The organism is Litoribrevibacter euphylliae, assembly GCF_042646085.1.
GTDB lineage: Bacteria > Pseudomonadota > Gammaproteobacteria > Pseudomonadales > Litoribrevibacteraceae > Litoribrevibacter > Litoribrevibacter euphylliae.
The window spans coordinates 616,323-633,558 of the sequence record NZ_JBHRSZ010000007.1; the positions used below are offsets into that span (position 1 = coordinate 616,323).

Sequence of the window (17,236 nt, forward strand, 5' to 3'; positions counted from 1 at the left end):
GAGAGGCTGGTGTTAAGTTTACGTTTACGTTAAGGTAATCTTTTTGGTAGGTCGATCATCTATAGATCGTTTGGTGTATCTATACTAGTGATCCAATGGCAGGATCTTCATGTCATATCAGATCCTTATGGCCTGCTTTAAGAACAAACAAGTGCAGAATATAGAGTGAAGAGTAAGGACCCCATCATGGCTCAGCAACCGCTTTGGCAACCTTCTGAAACACAACGTCAGCAAACGCAAATGTCGGCGTTTATGAGGTTTGTTGGTAAGCAGGATTTAGATTATCAGCAACTGTGGCAGTGGAGTGTTGATCAGCCAGAACAATTTTGGTCGCAACTTTGGTCCTTTGCTGAGTTGGTACCAGCCCTGAATGATCAAACGTTCAATCATCCAGAGAAGGTGCTTGAGAATTCTGGTCAGATGCCAGGCGCACGCTGGTTTCCCGATCTCAAAATGAACTTTGCTGAAAATCTGCTAAAGCGCTGCCGGGACGACGACTTTGATGCCTCAAAAGCCGCGTTGGTGTTTCGGGATGAAGCCGGTAACCGATCTTCTCTTAGTTATATCGATTTGTATTTCCAAGTGGCTCAGCTGGCCGCATCGTTTAAGGCGTCGGGGGTTCAAGCCGGAGACCGAGTCGTTGGTTTTATGCCAAATGTCCCGGAGACTGTGGTTGCGATGCTAGCGGCTACCAGCATGGGCGCAATTTGGTCATCGTGCTCACCGGACTTTGGTTTGCAGGGGGTACTGGATCGTTTCGGACAAATCGAGCCGAAAGTGCTGATCACCACCGATGGATACTACTATGGCGGTAAAACACTGGATTCTCTGTCTAAGGTGGAGCGCATTGTTGAACACTTACCGTCACTTCAACAGCTGGTGGTGGTTAACTATATCAACAAGCAGGCTGATTCTCTTTTTGGTGAAGCCTCGGATAGTAAAATCTCGAACAGTAAAGCCGCTGACTTAAGCGCTTTTGATGGACAAAACTTCAAGACTACCCATTGGGTTGATTACCTCGATGAGCGAGCGACTGCCATTATTTATGAGCAGTTACCCTTCGACCATCCTTTGTATGTGATGTATTCCAGCGGCACGACGGGTGTCCCTAAATGCATGGTTCATAGTGCAGGTGGCACTCTAATCCAGCATGCGAAAGAACTCATGCTGCATACCGATCTCAAGCAAGATGACACCATTTTCTATTACACCACTTGCGGTTGGATGATGTGGAACTGGCTGGTGTCCAGTTTGATGACAGGTGCGACGCTGGTGTTGTTCGATGGTTCGCCGTTTCATCCTGGGTCAGAAGTACTTTGGGACATGGCGGCACAAGAAGGTGTGTCTATTTTTGGTACATCCGCCAAATACATTGCGGCGTTGGAAAAGGCTGGCGTAAAACCGGCTCAAAGTCATGATGTGTCTGCATTAAAAGCCATCTTATCCACAGGCTCACCGTTAGCGCACGAAAGCTTTGATTATGTCTATCGGGAGATTAAGTCTGACTTGTGTTTATCCTCGATTTCCGGGGGCACCGACATCATCTCCTGCTTTGTTTTGGGCAATCCGAATTTGCCCGTATGGCGGGGTGAATTGCAATGCGTTGGCTTAGGGATGGCAGTGTCGATCTACGATGAGAGCGGAACGTCGGTGCAGGATCAAAAAGGGGAGCTGGTCTGTGAGAAGGTGTTCCCGTCAATGCCGGTAGGTTTTTGGAATGATGCCGATGGCAAAAAATTTCACAAGGCCTACTTTGCGTCTTGGCCGGGGGTGTGGGCGCATGGCGATTACGGTGAGTTAGTTCATCATGATCAGCAGGCGCATTTGGGCATGATCATCCATGGTCGCTCGGATGCGGTACTGAATCCGGGCGGTGTGCGTATCGGAACCGCAGAAATCTATCGCCAGGTCGAGCAAGTCGACGGTGTTGTCGAGAGCATTGCTGTTGGTCAACACTGGCACGATGACGTGCGAGTGGTGCTGTTTGTGGTGTTGGCGGAAGGACGCACTTTGGATGACGCTCTCATTAATGAGATTCGTACGACCATTCGTAAAAACACCACACCGCGTCATGTTCCAGCCAAAGTCATTCAAGTGGCGGATATCCCTCGAACGATTTCAGGCAAGATTGTGGAATTAGCGGTACGAAATGTCATTCACGGCGAGCCGGTAAAGAACACCGATGCCCTTAAAAACCCGGAAGCGTTGGCGCTCTTTAAAGATCTTGAGGAATTAAAGGTTTAGCAAAGGGCTGTAGATTAAAGGGCTATAGATTTAAAGAATTGGGCCTTTGCAATACCACATCAACTGACATCGAGTTATTCGACTAAAAGCTGGCGCAAGATCTTGTTGATCATGTCCTGCTGACTGTTGGAGTGGGTTTTAGCAAGGCACGATTTGACTTGTTGTCGTACGGTGCTGAGTTCGGAGTTCCTGACGTCTGCAATGGCATCAATGGTCATGCCGTTGAGTAAGCGACTGCAGATGTCTGCTTCCGAACGGGTCAGGGTATAGAGTTCTCTGATTTCTTCTGCGGCGATGTAACGAGACAGTGCACAAGCCTCAACAGAAATCACCACGCCAGGCATGGCCGTTTCTCCCCAGGGTGTCATGCGCTTGTGCAGCCAAGGCTTGAGTTGAACGCGATAGCGGGTTGCTTGATCCGAGCAATAGAATTGTTGTTGAAAGCTGGGTGTGACGGTTTGTTGAATGCCGTGCAAACTGTTCAAACAGGCGTGAGCGGCTTGAGTATATTTCTTTTGGAATGCCGGGTTTTGGAAGCGTAATTGGTTTTTCCGGTTCGGCTTGAAGAGCTTGGTTGTGGTCAGAAGTTGCTCTGCAGCGCTGTTGTAAAACTCTATGTGATCCAAGTCTCGGCAAACGATTAAGGCTTCATTCAAGCCATTAAATACTTGGTGTACTTTAATCTTCTCTTGCTGTGTACCTTGCAGTTTCTGGGCAAGCGAAAGACTTTGTTGGATATGGGGTAAGAAAGTATTTACTGTTTCTATGGTTGATTGGTCGTAATGTTCTTGCTTTGTACCTCGCATGAAGGCTAATTCGGTAATGATGTTTTCGGAAGGTGGTGCCAGCAGACAACCGATGGAATGGCGAATATCGACCGGTTTCGCAAAGTCGTTATAAATCTCGGTGTTCAAAAACCCCTTGTCATCACAGACGTCATGGCTGGCATGAAATTGATTGTAACGGTTGTTGCCTAAGCCCTGTGTCCAAACGTCTACTTGATAGAAGTGCTCTTGATAGCGTTCGAAGTGGCCGTCCTCAAAGCCTTGCTCATAAAAGCCAATGGGTTGCTCGTCGATATCTGATCGCGCGGCCATAAAGGCGTGCGTGGAATGTGTTCTTCGACTGATTTTATCTAATACTGCCTGCCAGGTGTCGGGTGACTCTATGGTGCCGTAGATCATTTGTATGATGTCTGACTGCTCGATATCCATTGCTTTTCTCGTAGCTTCTGTGACATGTCTTCATGTTTTTATACCAAATGGTAGATGATTGATAAATATTGAAACGGAATACTCTCAGAAGTTGGTCTACCTTTTAATGTGGATAGTTTGGAGTTATCCACAAAGTCTGTTTAGACAATGATCCCAGGGACACTTATATAACGCATCTCAGGAGAGATACATGAAGTTGATTCGAGAAAATAAGTTTAAAAAAGGCGTATTAGCGGTCGCCATATCAGCAGCACTTACCGGATGTAATCTTTTTGATGATGACGATGATTCAAGTTCATCATCCAGTTCTACAAGTCAAACAACGAGCTTCAATGTTTCTTTAGGCAATGCCCCTCAAACCTTGGCATCTGCCAGTTTCGATTGGACCAATCCATTATCTGCCATTGTTCCTCAGGCGTATGCGGCTACCACAGGCTTGGATGAAACTAACTTCAAAGTAGTGATTGTTGATGAAAACGGAAATGCCGTTGAGGTCTTCGAATTAACGGCTGATCAGGTGGAAGAATCTCCTGCTGGTTCAGGGAACTACATTATTGAAGCTCCGGGTGTGCCTCAGTTGAACTGTGTGATTGCGGTAAATGTGGACGGTGAGTTACAAGTGCAGGCGGGTGAATCATTAGCCGCGTCGAATGCGCTCTTTGCTCCAACTACAGCTACCGATATTGATGTCGACTTAGAATCTACCGTTGCTTATCAACAGTTTTTAGATTCGGTTCAGGAGAGCGGTGGGTTTGATCAATACGATGTGGATGATCCTGGTCAGGTCGCAGCCGTTGAGCAGTTGGTGAATAACGTTCAGCAACAATTAGAAGAATTGGATCTTGAGGATTACCTGGGCAATAACAGTCTTGAAACCATTCTTTCTGGTGAAAATATCGTTGACGAAAATGATCAGGCGGTTGATTGGGAGGCAGTTGTAGAGCAGGTTGTTCAAGAAGTTATTCAGGAGCAAATCGATGATATTCAGAATGCAACCTCTACCACCATTGCCAGCTTGATTCAAAGTGGTGGCCTGAATTGGTTCGATGCCGATGTTGATACTGAATTCAGTCAGGATAACGAGCCATATATTCAAGACTTCAGAGAGCTGGAAGTAGAGCGTGGCACTATTAGTGCGACAGGTGTTGAGACCTTCTATGAGTACGATTTTGAGGAAGATGCTTGGAGCGAAGGCGAAACCTTTGATCCTGATACTGAAGAGGCAGATGACGACCTCGTACTCACCGCTGATGGCTGGGTAAATAGCTCTGATTCTTTTGAAGTAGTAGAAGTGGATACCGAGGAAGGTACGGTTCTGATTCAGGACGTATTAGTAAATAGCGTTCAATCTCTGGTTAGTACTTTGCAGGCGATTGATCTTGAAGGTAAGAACATTGAGGAGTTCCTTGATGAAAATGCAGACCAAGAAGATCTGGCAACCTTTATGGATTCTGATGCTGTCTTTAGCGAAGGCGCAACGGGTGTGAAGATCAGTGTTGCAGAAGTGAACGATACGTATTACTTGTGGTATGAGCCAGGTAATGACGATGGCACCTGCTGGGATAATGAAACGCCACTTGCGGCGGACTTGGGTGGTAATTGTGAGCGAGTTTGGCAAAACAACTCGGAAACAGCTCCAACTACGCTGGCACAGTTAGTGACGGATACGGCATCAACGGTGGATAATATTAACGCATCGACCACTGCTATTTGGTTCAATAATGCGTTGGTTGAGTTAGTTGAAACCACTGAATTGAATGAAGAAACGGAAGAAACTACTACGGTACGTACTGCCCAATTCTTCCTTCAGGACAGTGCAAGTGGTGCTTATTCGTTATTCACGCCAGAGGATGAGTCCACCCCGGAATGGTCGTATCAAACACCGGACGGTTTGGCAGAGGGTGAATCTTTAATCCACTTGCCAATTCCCGATGAGTTACTTGATGAATTGGATATGGACGATGATGAAAGTGTCCGTGTCTTTGCCGTTCATCAAGGCTTTGTCCGTCAGGGTAGCTTCATTGCTGCAGGATCCACTGAAGATGACAATGGTGAGTGGGTCTTCAATGCAACCGCTGCGGAAGATATCGTCGAAACTTTTGATAGTATTTATCAGGATACTTTCTTGGTTGATTGTTTCTATGAATCTGGCTGGGATGATGATGCCTTTAATGGTTTAGGTGCACCTGTCGAACCAAATACTCTGAAAGCGTTTGACGCAGTCGTAAATGATGAGGAATGTGGCGGGATTGATTCGGCTGTGACAACAGCCGTGCTGACGGCTAATACTTGGTACGATGAGGATGAGTCGGTTACCTTCAATGATGATGGCACAGGAAGTTTTACCGAGACGACGGATGCAGGTGTTGAAACGACTGATTTCACTTGGTCGATAAACACCACTGCAGGGGATTATATTCCTAATGGAACCGTTGAAACGGTTATTGAAACTACCATCAATGAAGGTGAGGCGGATGAACAGGACATTACTTTCACTGAGCGTTATGCGCCAGTGGGGTATGACGACGAAGCGGGTCGTTTGTCATTGATTAACTTCTCAACCAACAGTGCATGGTATGTTGAAGGCTCTGACATTCCTGATGGTACAGGTGAAATCTGGAATACCGTTTTCTTAGATACCGAACCTACTGGTGTAGCCGAAGAAGCTCAGTAACTAAAACGTTGTTCGGTTTAGGGGGCGTACTCGAAAGAGGACGCCCCTTTTTTATGTCTGCAGTTAGAGATGCACTTTGTCATAAAGGTGTAAAGAAACGTTAACAATACTTGTTCTCACCCGACAAACCTCGTAAAGTCCTCCGTCCTTAAATTGTTTAAATAATAACCATTACAAAAAGTAGGTGTTATCACCTAAACTTGATGATGTAGATGAGTTGAAGAGGTCTTTATGGCAAAGCAGCATGGTCATACTGATATTACACGCGAAGGGCAGTTGTTTGTTTGTCGTCCTCAAGGTGGCTTCAACATGGAAGGTGCTCAAGAATATGAGCAAACCTTTGCCAGAGAAGTAGTGCATATCAAAGATCAGCCTTGGGCAATCATGGAAGTTCTGCAACAATTCGAAGCGGCTTCTCCTGAAGTGATGGCTCGTATTGGTGCCCAGTTTACCTGGTGTGCTCAAAATAACTGTCGTTGGTTAGCGGTTGTCAGTGATTCTTCGTTAATGCAGCATTTGGTCGCTCAGTACTTGGGGGAGTCCGGTTTGGAGATTGAAGTCTTCACTGACGAAACTCACGCGTTGGAATGGTTGCATCAAAAACTGGAATCTTCGACTTCTGAACCTGAAAGTCTAACGGGTTCTTAATTCGTTCTATATTCTTTGACGCCTGTATTTCTTGATCTTTTTATTGAGATCGAGGTTCCCTAGAGATTCCTGATTCCTGTCCATGCTAAGCTATTCCGAAATGCCGGGATTGAACTCATAGAATGAGTGAGTTTGACCTGTCGAGTCTCCGTAATTCAGCCTTGTGTGGAATTAATTCATGTCTTGCTTACTTGTTCGTTACGATGGGCCAATTGTCACGGCCAGATTGAATTTACCTGAACTTAGAAACCCCATCTCTGAACCCGAAATGATTGAGGCGATTGAGTCTCTGTGTGCTGAAATTCAGCAGAATCCGAGTGTCAGCGTCTTGATTATTACGGGCGAAGGCAAGGGCTTCTCATCGGGTGGAAACCTTCAGCATATGAAAGAAAAATCCGGTATGTTTGCGGGTGAGCCTGAAATCTTGGCTGAGAATTATCGTACTGGCATCCAACGCATTCCTCGCGCCATTTATCAGCTGGATGTGCCTGTGATTGCTGCGGTCAACGGTGCTGCGGTAGGGGCGGGCTGTGATTTGGCGATGATGGCGGACATTCGTATTGCCAGCGACAAGGCGTGTTTCTCTGAGAGCTTTGTCAAACTGGGGATTATTCCTGGGGATGGCGGTGCGTGGTTTTTACCGCGTGTGGCAGGTTACGCGCGTGCTGCGGAAATGGCCTTCACCGGTGATATGATTTCTGCACAACAGGCACTGGAATGGGGAATGGTTTCAACCGTTGTGGCGCATGAAGCGTTAATGACGGAAGCACTGGCGTTGGCACATCGTATTGCTGCGAATCCACCTCAAGCCCTTAGAGAAACTAAGAAATTAATGAGATTATCCCGGTCGGCCTCGTTGGATGAGGTGTTAGAGGCGTCAGCGCAGGTGCAATCCTTGTTGCATCAGACAGAAGACCATCAAGAGGCGGTGGCAGCGTTTCTGGAAAAACGCGTTCCAACATTTAGCGGACGTTAATGGCGCTTTGAGTTCAGAAAAAAGAAAGGCTGCTCGGCCGGGGAACTGAGCAGCCAGGAATGGCATAGTAAGCGTCGTGACTGCTTACCAGGTGCCGAAACTTGCTAATTCGTTTATGACTTACGTCTATATTCGTTAAGCCAATGAGAGTTACTGAAACTTAGGTCGCATGTGGTAATGCTTTTCCAGATAGTAATTCAAATGATTCTGTTGCTGGTGATCCAGGAACAGCCCCATTTTCGTACGACGCCACAATAAGTCTTTGGCTGACGTCACCCACTCATTTCGAACCAGGTAATCCACTTCACAGGAATACAGGCCGTGACCAAAGTGTGTGCCCATGTCTTCCGGCGAACGTACGGTGTCCAAAAACTTCATGGCTAAAGTGCCATAAGCATCGGCGTAGCGATTGATGGTGTCTTCACGCAACCATGGGTAGCGCTCTTCCAGCATAAGCTTGAATTGCGCTTTGCCATGCGGGAAGTTTCCGCCAGGCAGAGACTTGGTTTTGGTCCAAGCTTGGCTCATATCTGGGAAGTAAGGTGCCAGCTTTTCCATGGCGGCTTCTGCCAGCTTACGATAAGTGGTGATTTTACCGCCAAATATCGACAACAAAGGTGTGGTTTCAGATTCTGTCATCGCCAATGTATAGTCACGGGTAATCGCCGAAGGGTTATCGGATTCGTCGTCGCATAGCGGACGAACACCGGAATAAGTCCATATCAAATCGGCAGGTGTGAGCTGGCGTTTGAAGTGTTTGTTGGTAACTGCCAATAGATAATCGACTTCGTCTGAGGAAATCGCTACCTTTGCCGGGTCGCCTTTATATTCGACGTCGGTTGTACCAACCAGTGAGTATTTATCGAGGTACGGAATCACAAACACAATACGTTGATCTTCGTTTTGAAGAATGAAAGCTTCATCACCGTTATGAATCCTTGGAACCACGATATGACTGCCTTTAATCAGGCGAATACCGTAAGGTGACTTGGTTTCGATTTGGTCTTTAATGAAGCTGGCTACCCATGGGCCAGCGGCATTTACCAAGGCTTTTGCTTTGATTGTGTATTGTTTGCTTTTGCCGCCTTCCAGAGGAGTGCCGTCCATGGCCGTTTCTTCCATAACGCAGTGCCAAAGGCCATCCTCGCGTTTGGCATCAATACAACGGGTTTGATTTCGAATGACGGCACCGTTTTCCTGGGCGGAAAGTAGGTTAGTTACCACCAGTCGAGCATCGTCTACCCAGCAATCGGCGTATTCAAAGCCTTTCTTAATCTTGTCATCCAGTGACGATTCACCACGGAACTTGACTTTATGAGAGCCTTGCAACTTCTCGCGTTTACCTAGGTGATCGTACAGGAATAAACCACTGCGGATCATCCAGGCAGGGCGCAAATGCGGTTGGTGCGGCAAGATAAAGCGCATTGGCTTTACTAAGTGCGGCGCAATTTCGAGCAGCACTTCACGTTCTTTTAGCGCTTCTTTTACCAGGCGAAACTCGTAGTGCTCCAGATAGCGTAATCCTCCATGAATCAGCTTGCTGCTGGCTGAAGACGTCGCGGAAGCGAAGTCTTTTTGCTCGCAAAGATAGACCGACAGCCCGCGTCCTGCGGCATCTGCTGCTATGCCTGCACCGTTAATACCACCGCCAACAATGACTAAATCAAAGGTTTGAGTATTCATAGAGTCGCACTTCTGGGTAGTTAGGCGACTGAATAAAAGGACTGTCAGACACCTTTGTGTGTTCGTATTTGTTGTTTCGAAAGCATAATAATCAATAAAAGGTTCGAAAGTAAACATTTCTATTCGAAAGCGAACATTTTTCGGTTGGAAGTGTGCTTAAGTGAACGAAATACTTTGCTGAATCTGAAAGGTATAAAGGAGTTGTTCTGTGTTCTTAGTCAATCAGCACAGGGTAACGCTGACTTGATGTTCATTTAAGAGTGCTTGGATGCCAGCCGGCGTTGCCTGATCGGTAAAGACTTGATGAACTTCGGTGATGTTGCCGAGGCGAATGGTAGCGTTACGACCGAATTTAGTATGGTCGGCAGCCAGTAGGACTTGTCGTGAGTTCTTGATAATGGCTTGGGATACGCGCACTTCTCGATAATCGTAATCCAGTAATGAGCCGTCTTCATCAATGCCACTGATGCCAAGAATGCCATAGTCGACTTTGAATTGGTTAACGAAATCTTCGGTGCCTTGACCAACAATACCGCCGTCTTTTCGGACCGTGCCGCCAGCAATTAAAACATCGAAATCTTCTTTTTCGCTCAGGATATTGGCTACGTTGAGGTTGTTAGTAATGACTTGCAGACCTGTGTGCTTGAGTAATGCCTTGGCTACTTCTTCGGTGGTGGTTCCGATATTGATAAATAAAGATGAGAAATTCGGAATCTGTTGAGCAATGGCTGTGGCAATACGCGCTTTTTGATCATGCTGCATGATTCGGCGTTGTGAATAGGTGGCGTTGGCAATGCTGGTGTTGGTGCCCGCACCGCCGTGATGGCGTGACAATTGTTGGTTGTCGGCCAGTTCATTAAGGTCACGGCGGATCGTTTGAGGGGTGACCTGACAACGGTTGGCAAGCTCTTCATTGCTGATGTAACCGTATTCTTGCACCAGCTTTAAGATAAGTTCATGTCGAGTTTGCTTTGCCATTCAGTAGACCCTTAAAAAGTTGTTCCAACCCGGAGGCGTGTTTAATATGCCTGCGGTTTACTCAATATATGAATCGATGCGCGTTTTTTTCGTTATTATGAAGTATTATGTTCGCAAACGAAAATAGTCCAAGTGATGGTGTTTTCCCATCCAGGTGAACAATAATAAAGTAACGACCGCATTTATAGAAAGTGAAAGGAACGCTCATGTCTCAGTATATTCTTGCCATTGACCAAGGCACGACCAGTTCGCGTGCCATCGTGTTTGATCATAAAGGACGTCCGTTGTGGAGTGATCAGCAAGAGTTTAATCAAATCTTCCCGCACGATGGTTGGGTTGAGCACAATGCAGAGGAAATCTGGCAAACGACCTTGAGCGTATGTCGTGGTGCATTAAAGAAGGGACGATTATCGGCGTCTGATATTTCAGCCATTGGTATCACCAATCAGCGTGAAACCACCGTGGTCTGGGATAAGCAAACCGGCGAGCCAATTTATAACGCAATTGTTTGGCAAGATCGCAGAACGGCGGACTTTTGTGAAACCATTCGACAGCAAGGCTTCGAAGAGAAGATTGTCGATAAAACCGGCTTGTTGATTGATCCTTATTTCTCGGCAACGAAAATTCGTTGGATTCTTGATCATGTGGACGGTGCAAAAGAGAAAGCTGAAGCGGGTGAGTTGTTGTTTGGCACCATCGACAGCTTCTTATTGTGGCGTTTGACCGAAGGTGAGTCTCATAAAACCGATGCCACCAATGCTTCTCGGACGATGTTATTTAATATCCACACCCAAGAGTGGGATAAGGAACTGCTGGAACTATTTGGTGTACCAGAGCAAATGTTGCCTGAAGTGATGGATTGCAGCGCGGATTTCGGTAAAACCTCCTCTCATTTGTTCGACGGTGAAATTCCTATTACCGGCATGGCGGGTGACCAGCAAGCGGCGTTATTTGGTCAAGCCTGCTTCAAACCGGGAATGGCGAAAAGTACCTATGGCACCGGCTGTTTCCTGGTGCTGAATACGGGGAATAAAGCGGTGAAATCGGAGAACCGATTATTGACCACAGTCGGTTATCGCCTAAACGGTGAAGTGACGTACGCCATTGAAGGCAGCATTTTCATCGCCGGTGCCGCTGTACAGTGGTTGCGTGATGGTCTGCGTTTGATCGAACATGCACGGGAAACCGAAGCCTTGGCAGAAAAAGCCAACGATGAATCCGGAGCTTACCTAGTACCGGCATTTACCGGTTTGGGTGCGCCCTATTGGGATCCAAACGCGCGTGGTGCCATCTTTGGGTTAACGCGTGATACTGGCATTGCTGAAATTGTTCAGGCGGGTTTGCAGTCGGTGTGCTATCAAACCAAAGACCTGATGAAAGCGATGGAAGCCGATGGTGCTGCTAAACCAACGACATTACGCGTTGATGGTGGCATGGTGAAAAACAACTGGTTGGTGCAATTTTTGGCAAATATCCTAGATGCACGTGTTGAGCGCCCAGAGATCACTGAGACCACCGCATTAGGTGTCGCTTATCTGGCGGGAATGCAGGTGGGTATTTTTGAATCCCTGGAAGAAATCAGTGACCTTTGGTTTTGTGAACGCTCTTTCGATGTTTCTATGGAAGAAGATCAGCGTGTTACCTTATACCGTGGTTGGCTGGATGCGGTAGAGCGGGTCAAGAGTAAACCTGCTTCATAAGAAATTCGTTAAACCTCAGTGTATTGCAGGCTAACGCGGAAAAACGCAAATTAGTCGAAGAGAAAACAGTTAAGTTCCATATCGAGTTAGACTGTTTTCTGATTATATTATGAACAATTGGTCTTATAAAAGCCTGAACCATAAAGACTGATTTTCCCTCTAATCTTCTGACAGTTAAATAACAGAAAATTGATAACCGATAAGGTTAGGGGGATATTATGAAAACCATTACTTCAACAATTTTTGCCATTGCTTTTGCTTCTTTCGCTACCATTTCAACGGCACAAGAAGTTCATCAAACTGGCTTCACTGCAGTAGATCAAGCAAACCCAGCGTGCAAATTTATGAAGAAAGCTGATCGTAAACGCGACTTGGATTGCCTTCAATAGTACAGACCTTAGTGTTCTGATTTAAAAACCACTGGCAATACACCAGTGGTTTTTTGTTTACAAATTCTTACATAATTAACAAAACTACTAATGTTTGTGTTGGTTAAAAAATATACAGTTTGCTCATCTTGAATTCAGTTCGGTGAGTAGTACTACATGATGCAGTTCTTTTTTAACTATTTGGGCAAAAGTACGGCTATTTTAGCTGTCGCTTTCTCGGCCAATAGCATGGCTAAAGAGCCTGTCTCTCTTAATCAAAATAAGATAGAAAGTAATGCGGTTTTATATTCTGCGGAATGGTGTGGTTACTGTAAAAAAGCGAAAGCATTTATGAATGAACACAATATTCGCTTTACTGAACTGGATTTAGACAAATCTGATGATTATATCGATCAATTTGAAGCCGATGGCGGTGAAGGGATTCCTTATTTGGTAGTTGGTGACCGTAAAGTGTCCGGGTTTAGTGAGAAAGATTATTCCAACGTATTTCATCTCTAGTGATCATGATGCCTTTCGTTAAGGTGTTTCAAGCGGAACAACCCACTAACTGATTTGGTGGATTGCTCTGCTTTTTTAGTTTTTGCGTTGAGTGAGGCACCTGTAAGACTATGGCACCTGTAAATTCATCGATAACTCACACAAAAAAGTAAAATCCTCTAAAAACAGTAAGTTGAGCATTGTTGGAGTTGGACCATACTTAGTTCTTGACCATAGAGTTAATAGAGCTAAGAGAGGTTGGCTGTGACGGTAAAAGTGCTTTCAATTGATGATACTCCGCCCAATCAAGCCTTAATCAATAAGGTGTTGTCTCCACATTTCGATCTGGATTTGGCCATGAATGCCGAGGAAGGCTGGCTCAAACTCAATGAATTCAGCCCGGACATCATTCTGCTGGACGTAAATATGCCGGGTCAGAACGGCTACGATTTTTGTCGAGTACTGCGTGAGGACACCGAAAAAGATAATGTCGGAGTGATTTTCTTATCGGCGCTGACCTCGCTTGATGAGCGTTTGGAAGGTTACGCCGCTGGCGGTGATGATTATGTGTGTAAGCCTTTTGACCCTACGGAGTTGAAAGCCAAAATTGATGCAAACTCCGTGGTTCGACAAAAGTTGGTCGCCGCAAAGAATTTTGCAGCGCAAGCTCAGAGTGCGGCCTTTACGGCAATGACCAGTAGCAGTGAAATGGGGCGAGTATTGGATTTTCTGGTGCATTCGCTTCAAACCTCTGACTACCATGAAGTGGCCAATCACTTACTGAGTATGTTGAAGTCCTTTGACCTATCGGGGGCGATAGCTTTTCGCAGTGAAGAGATGGGGAATCAGTACTATTCGCCCAGTGGCGTGATCAGTCCGCTTGAGCGCGAGCTGTTTGAACAGGGCAACGGTGCGGCACGCATCGTCGCTCATAAACACCTCTATATGTTTAACTCGCCGCGTACCTCGATTCTCATTAAGAATATGCCCGCGAATGAAACCGTTTTGGGGCGTCTTCGGGATCACTTAGCGATCGCTGTTACGGTCGTAGAAGAAAAGGTAAAAAGTCTCGACGTTGTTCATCAGGCAGAGAAGCATAAACGCGCCTTACTAACTTCAGGCATTGGTTTGATTGATAGCTCGATCACACGAATGGACTCAGGCTTTAGCTCCTTTGTGGATACCCTGAAAAGCAGCGTAGACAGTGTCATGAACGAGTTGGAAGAACACATGATGTTCTTAGGTCTATCTCAAGAACAAGAGGCGTCTTTGATTCAGAAAGTCAAAGAGCAGCACTCAAGACTCGATGATTTATATGAGCAAACCGACGACTTTGAGCGAGAGTTAATAGAGGCATCGGCCACGCTTCGTAAAGTCTTGGATTAAAGGCTGTTCGTTCATGCTGTTCGATTCCAATCCTAAGTCCAGTTTGATCCAGAGCTTACTGAATACGGTCACTGATCCCTGCATGGTGATTAATCAGGAAGGGAACATTGTTATTGCCAATCCTGCGGTGGAGCACGTATTTGGCTGGTCACCGAGTGCGTTGGAAGGGCAATCGGTGAATTGTTTGATGCCTCCAGATATTGCGGCTCAACATGATGGCTACATCGCTCGCTTTTTAGAGACGCGAGAGGCTGAGGTCATCGGTCGGGGGCGTGAAACTCAGGGAATGCATAAGAGTGGTCGTGTCTTTCCGATCCATCTTTCCATTGATCATTGTATTGTTGCGGGGGAGCACTTCTTCACAGGCTTGGTGAAGGATTTGTCGGCTCAGTATCTGGTACAGGACAGGATGTCCCGCCACGAGCAACTATTGGACGGCGTACTGAACTCACCGGAAGAGCTGATTATGGTATTTGATCCGTCCGGACGAATTCTGATGGCTAACCAGTCCGCTGAAGCCTTATTGGGAGGAGTCTCGTCGGGGGCGATTGTTGGACGACACTGGTCGGACTTATTCCAAGAAGAAAGCGCCTTCCAGCATGGGCAACTAATTTCCGAAGTATATGCTCATGGTCAGGCTGAGCGTTTTACGCATTCGTTTGCGGGACGAGAGTTTGATACTCAGTTTTCGCCGGTAAAAAATGCTCAGGGAAAGGTGGAATTTGTCACTTCGTTTTCTTTGGATATCACTGAACTCAAACGTTCAAAAGCTCGCTTACTGAAAGAAAGTAAACGGGCCGAATTGGCTAATCGCGCGAAGACCGAATTTCTGGCAAACATGAGTCATGAATTACGGACGCCGTTAAACTCGGTGTTGGGTTTTACCTATTTATTGAAAGAAGACAGTGCGCTGACTTCGGATCAGTTGGATTCTGTACACTATATTCACGAAGCCGGGCATTATCTGAAACGTTTGATAGAAGATATTCTCGATTTGGCTCGGATTGAGTCAGGCCATTTGTCTCAAAGCCCAGTCATTACGGATGTGGTGTCAGTGTTAGAGGAGGCCATTCACTTATCTTCCATTGAATTATCCTCAAAGCAACTGTCTTTAAGTAAGCGTTATCCTGATGTATCTGTATCAGTGATGGCCGATAGGACTCGCTTGAAACAGGTCTTTCTGAATTTCCTGGATAACGCCGTGAAGTACAATGTAATTCAGGGATGCATTCAAGTGTCTGTACAAGTGTTGGAGCCGAATCAGGTGCGTATTCGCATTAAAGACACAGGGGTAGGAATCCCGGAAGATAAACAAGGCTATTTGTTCAAGCCTTTTAATCGATTGGGCTATGAAGCGTCAGGCGTGCCAGGCACTGGCATCGGGTTGGTGTTATCTCGACGACTGATTGAAGCCATGGGCGGGCGGATAGCGTTTCGCAGTCAAGAGCAGGAAGGCAGTCAGTTCGATGTGATCTTGCCTATAGTGGAAGCGGATACGGATAACGTGCCACAAGATTATCAAGAATTACAGGCTGGATATGGTGGCACCAAGCCATTGCATGTTTTGTATGTGGAGGATAACAACAGCAATGTGGTTCTGATGCAGCAGTTTGTCAGTAAACGACCTCATTGGATTATCAGCATTGCGAGCAATGGCTTTGAGGCCATGCAGTTGGCGCAACAGTGTTTGCCTGACGTAATCCTACTTGATATGAGTTTACCGGACATGAGTGGCCTTGAATTGGCGATCATGCTGAATTCAAATGATCTGGTATGTCATATTCCGATCATTGCGGTGACGGCTGATGGGCGTTATGAAACTCGTGAGGCGTGTGAATATGCGGGTATTTATATGATTCATACTAAGCCGATTGATTTTGTTGCCTTGGAACGGATACTCCGGGAATTAAGTTGAAGGCATTTTACAAAATAAGACGGGGGTAAAGACCGCATAGCATGGCTTACGCGGTCTTCGGTGAAATTTTCTATTTCAAGCTGCTGTAATAGGCGGCCAGGTTTTTAATGTCGTCATCGCTCAATGGCATGGCCATGCTTTTCATAATTGCAGCTTGAGGACTGGTGCGCTGTCCTGCCTTGTAGGCTTTCAATGCGGCTTCTAGGTAAGCGGCATTCTGGCCTGCTAAATGAGGGTACGTCGGAATGGCTGCATGTCCGTCCGCTCCGTGGCAAGATGCACATACAGCGGCTTTTGCCTTACCGGCATTAATGTCAGCTGCTTGCGCTGTGATGCTTGCAGTGGTCATTACCAAGGCTGCTACCAGTGTTTTTATTTCCATGAAAAATCTCCTAATCATTGCGTGTTGTTTTGTTATACGCAGTCCAAAGAGTAGCCGATCTCCGAAGGTAGGCATAGCGTCTTTTTTATCGAGGTTCCCTAGGGAACCTCTGAACAAGTCCGCTCTAGCTCAGCGGGCGCTAGAAAAGTGTTAGAACAAGGCGAGCTTCGTAGAGATTCCCTGGTCTTTTCCCTAGTTTGGTCTACTCTGTTTGTTGGCTGCTGAGTAAGTTCGATCGTTACTGAATAATCAGTGGTTCTTTAGTCACAAACGATGTGAATAACCGGCTGTTAAATGACACATTTTACTTATGCACAGTAATTGTGGATAACTTTGTGTGTAAGTTCTGTGGAAATCTCTCAAACGCCCGTTTTAAGCCGAGTCCCGTAAATAGATGCTAAAATAGTCTATTTTAAAATACATAATAAAATCAAAGGCTTATATGCTTTCCTTTGGAAGGTTATAAAAGCATCAATTATTATTGATAAAGATATTGTCAAGTACTTGACTTGTTAATAGTGCCTAAAATTTCACGATTTCAAGGTGATTTTTATCGGAAATTTATCTGAG

General features: G+C 46.1%; 13 protein-coding genes. 9 read left to right on the forward strand and 4 right to left on the reverse strand.

Going from position 1 to position 17,236, the window contains the following annotated elements:
• Positions 1–186: 186 nt before the first annotated feature.
• Complete coding sequence (locus ACFOEK_RS17885) at positions 187–2,244, forward strand: acetoacetate--CoA ligase (protein ID WP_386722840.1); 2,058 nt, start codon at positions 187–189, stop codon at positions 2,242–2,244.
• 74 nt (positions 2,245–2,318) lie between these two features.
• Here the strand turns inward: ACFOEK_RS17885 and ACFOEK_RS17890 are convergent, their stop codons facing one another.
• Complete coding sequence (locus ACFOEK_RS17890) at positions 2,319–3,458, reverse strand: helix-turn-helix transcriptional regulator (protein WP_386722841.1); 1,140 nt, start codon at positions 3,456–3,458, stop codon at positions 2,319–2,321.
• 190 nt (positions 3,459–3,648) lie between these two features.
• On the opposite strand from ACFOEK_RS17890, the gene ACFOEK_RS17895 reads away from it, so the two are divergent.
• The 3 genes from ACFOEK_RS17895 to ACFOEK_RS17905 all read left to right on the forward strand — a co-directional run bounded on the left by ACFOEK_RS17895 (position 3,649) and on the right by ACFOEK_RS17905 (position 7,756).
• Positions 3,649–6,132, forward strand: coding sequence for a hypothetical protein (locus tag ACFOEK_RS17895; protein WP_386722842.1), 2,484 nt, complete (start codon positions 3,649–3,651; stop codon positions 6,130–6,132).
• Between the two features lie 231 nt (positions 6,133–6,363).
• Positions 6,364–6,780, forward strand: coding sequence for a hypothetical protein (locus ACFOEK_RS17900; protein WP_386722843.1), 417 nt, complete (start codon positions 6,364–6,366; stop codon positions 6,778–6,780).
• 178 nt (positions 6,781–6,958) lie between these two features.
• A complete protein-coding gene (locus ACFOEK_RS17905) occupies positions 6,959–7,756 on the forward strand; it encodes a crotonase/enoyl-CoA hydratase family protein (RefSeq protein WP_386722844.1) in 798 nt (265 codons plus the stop codon).
• A 150-nt stretch (positions 7,757–7,906) separates the two neighbouring features.
• On the opposite strand, the gene glpD is transcribed toward ACFOEK_RS17905, so the two are convergent.
• The gene (gene glpD, locus ACFOEK_RS17910; protein WP_386722845.1) at positions 7,907–9,439 is read right to left on the reverse strand and encodes a glycerol-3-phosphate dehydrogenase; all 1,533 of its coding nucleotides are present in this window, start codon (positions 9,437–9,439) and stop codon (positions 7,907–7,909) included.
• A 222-nt stretch (positions 9,440–9,661) separates the two neighbouring features.
• On the reverse strand, positions 9,662–10,417 hold the full coding sequence (locus ACFOEK_RS17915) for a DeoR/GlpR family transcriptional regulator (protein WP_386722846.1): 756 nt from the start codon (positions 10,415–10,417) through the stop codon (positions 9,662–9,664).
• A 206-nt stretch (positions 10,418–10,623) separates the two neighbouring features.
• On the opposite strand from ACFOEK_RS17915, the gene glpK reads away from it, so the two are divergent.
• From glpK to ACFOEK_RS17940, 5 genes are all read left to right on the forward strand, one after another.
• Complete coding sequence (glpK, locus tag ACFOEK_RS17920) at positions 10,624–12,117, forward strand: glycerol kinase GlpK (RefSeq protein WP_386722847.1); 1,494 nt, start codon at positions 10,624–10,626, stop codon at positions 12,115–12,117.
• Between the two features lie 218 nt (positions 12,118–12,335).
• Positions 12,336–12,506, forward strand: coding sequence for a hypothetical protein (locus ACFOEK_RS17925; protein ID WP_386722848.1), 171 nt, complete (start codon positions 12,336–12,338; stop codon positions 12,504–12,506).
• Positions 12,507–12,662: 156 nt separating this feature from the next.
• The gene (locus ACFOEK_RS17930; protein WP_386722849.1) at positions 12,663–13,004 is read left to right on the forward strand and encodes a glutaredoxin family protein; all 342 of its coding nucleotides are present in this window, start codon (positions 12,663–12,665) and stop codon (positions 13,002–13,004) included.
• A gap of 243 nt (positions 13,005–13,247) precedes the next feature.
• Positions 13,248–14,369 (forward strand): response regulator, encoded by a 1,122-nt coding sequence (locus ACFOEK_RS17935; protein WP_386722850.1) that lies wholly within the window; start codon positions 13,248–13,250, stop codon positions 14,367–14,369.
• 13 nt (positions 14,370–14,382) lie between these two features.
• Positions 14,383–16,284 carry a hybrid sensor histidine kinase/response regulator gene (locus tag ACFOEK_RS17940; protein ID WP_386722851.1) on the forward strand — a complete coding sequence of 634 codons (1,902 nt, stop codon included), beginning with the start codon at positions 14,383–14,385 and terminating at the stop codon, positions 16,282–16,284.
• 70 nt (positions 16,285–16,354) lie between these two features.
• On the opposite strand, the gene ACFOEK_RS17945 is transcribed toward ACFOEK_RS17940, so the two are convergent.
• Positions 16,355–16,666: a c-type cytochrome gene (locus ACFOEK_RS17945; protein WP_386722852.1), complete on the reverse strand. Its 312-nt coding sequence runs from the start codon at positions 16,664–16,666 to the stop codon at positions 16,355–16,357.
• Positions 16,667–17,236 lie beyond the last annotated feature (570 nt).

What these genes read in the sequence shown, in the direction of transcription:
- ACFOEK_RS17885 (WP_386722840.1), top strand. Translation starts at nt 187, where the DNA reads ATGGCTCAGCAACCGCTTTGGCAACCTTCTGAAACACAACGTCAGCAA.
- ACFOEK_RS17890 (WP_386722841.1), bottom strand. Translation starts at nt 3,458, where the DNA reads ATGGATATCGAGCAGTCAGACATCATACAAATGATCTACGGCACCATA.
- ACFOEK_RS17895 (WP_386722842.1), top strand. Translation starts at nt 3,649, where the DNA reads ATGAAGTTGATTCGAGAAAATAAGTTTAAAAAAGGCGTATTAGCGGTC.
- ACFOEK_RS17900 (WP_386722843.1), top strand. Translation starts at nt 6,364, where the DNA reads ATGGCAAAGCAGCATGGTCATACTGATATTACACGCGAAGGGCAGTTG.
- ACFOEK_RS17905 (WP_386722844.1), top strand. Translation starts at nt 6,959, where the DNA reads ATGTCTTGCTTACTTGTTCGTTACGATGGGCCAATTGTCACGGCCAGA.
- glpD (WP_386722845.1), bottom strand. Translation starts at nt 9,439, where the DNA reads ATGAATACTCAAACCTTTGATTTAGTCATTGTTGGCGGTGGTATTAAC.
- ACFOEK_RS17915 (WP_386722846.1), bottom strand. Translation starts at nt 10,417, where the DNA reads ATGGCAAAGCAAACTCGACATGAACTTATCTTAAAGCTGGTGCAAGAA.
- glpK (WP_386722847.1), top strand. Translation starts at nt 10,624, where the DNA reads ATGTCTCAGTATATTCTTGCCATTGACCAAGGCACGACCAGTTCGCGT.
- ACFOEK_RS17925 (WP_386722848.1), top strand. Translation starts at nt 12,336, where the DNA reads ATGAAAACCATTACTTCAACAATTTTTGCCATTGCTTTTGCTTCTTTC.
- ACFOEK_RS17930 (WP_386722849.1), top strand. Translation starts at nt 12,663, where the DNA reads ATGATGCAGTTCTTTTTTAACTATTTGGGCAAAAGTACGGCTATTTTA.
- ACFOEK_RS17940 (WP_386722851.1), top strand. Translation starts at nt 14,383, where the DNA reads ATGCTGTTCGATTCCAATCCTAAGTCCAGTTTGATCCAGAGCTTACTG.
- ACFOEK_RS17945 (WP_386722852.1), bottom strand. Translation starts at nt 16,666, where the DNA reads ATGGAAATAAAAACACTGGTAGCAGCCTTGGTAATGACCACTGCAAGC.